Origin of the sequence: Lonsdalea quercina subsp. quercina (genome assembly GCF_000688655.1) — a bacterium.
GTDB lineage: Bacteria > Pseudomonadota > Gammaproteobacteria > Enterobacterales > Enterobacteriaceae > Lonsdalea > Lonsdalea quercina.
The window spans coordinates 1-1,056 of the sequence record NZ_JIBO01000027.1 but is presented as its reverse complement, the minus strand read 5'-3'; the positions used below and the strand labels follow the sequence as shown (position 1 = coordinate 1,056).

2 protein-coding genes are annotated in these 1,056 nt (G+C 62.2%); both read right to left on the bottom strand.

The features are described 5' to 3' along the window. Positions 1 to 452 (bottom strand): contractile injection system protein, VgrG/Pvc8 family (locus RZ35_RS16790; protein ID WP_268748633.1); only part of this gene is annotated, 452 nt, incomplete at its 3' end. A 177-nt stretch (positions 453 to 629) separates the two neighbouring features. Then, positions 630 to 1,056, bottom strand: a 427-nt coding sequence (locus tag RZ35_RS16785; RefSeq protein WP_026744342.1) for an Hcp family type VI secretion system effector, incomplete at its 5' end; no start/stop codon positions are given.

Here is a 1,056-nt window from a genome sequence, read left to right as displayed (position 1 = left end):
CGGTACTGCACGCAGTATTCCCGCTGGGCGTGCTCGTTGCGCAGGGCAAAGGCGAAGTCGGTGATACCGGCCTCCTGCAACAGGACGCTGATAATCTCTTCCGGCTTCTGCGCCTGGAAGATGCGGGCGTTGGTGCGCAGGCCCAGCCGCCACAGCGCCGGACGCACCACCGCCTGATAACGCGTACGCCGAAAGCCGGTGTCGCCCTGACCGAACTCGCTGACGATACCGCTCACCCGCCGTTGCAGCTCGCCTTCGTACCACACCCGCAGCTCGCACGGCTGGTCCAGCACCGCGCCGAAGTCCACCGCCGGCAGCGCGCTCGCCAGCGACAACCCCAGCGCAAAGGGCTGGTTCAGCTCCTCGTCCAGCTGAAAATCCACTACCGAGAAGGTGCTCTCCGGCAGTGCGCCTATCGTTACGGTAAACTGAAGCCCGGTCATGCTTGCCACGTTATCCCTCTCCTTTTTCCCTGACGCCACGGTGACCGCACAGTGAGAGATGCGGCATTCTGCGCCGTGATAAGACGACAGTTCGATTACCTGAATGGATGCTGTGGTCTGCGTCCACGCACACCGCAACACCCGAATACAACGGAAAAACCCGGGCCGCAGCCCGGGTGGTCGGTATTACGCTTCGACCGGCGCACGCCAGTCGTCGGAGCCTGAAGTTCCGGCGACGGTGTGTTCCCAGTCGATTTTGCGGTAGGACATGGACACCTGGATCAGCTGGGTGTAGTCCAGTTTGGACGGGTCCTGGCAGTGCGGCATCTGGCAGTCGATATCGACGATGGTGGCGTCGGTCAGCGTGGTGGAGAAGAAGTGCTCCTGCTTGCCTTCAACCGAGGTGCGGTACCATTTCAGGGTCACGGTCGGCAGCATTTCGCCGGACGCCAGGGCGTTGTACATCAGCGGAACGGCTTTGTTCAGCGCCACGGTGAATTTGAACGGCTTGTGCACACGCTGGCCGGACGGCTGACCGGACTGCGGGTCGGTCGGGACGGTCACGATGTGTTTGAATTCCTGCACCAGCATTTCATCTTCGTGGCCCTGCACG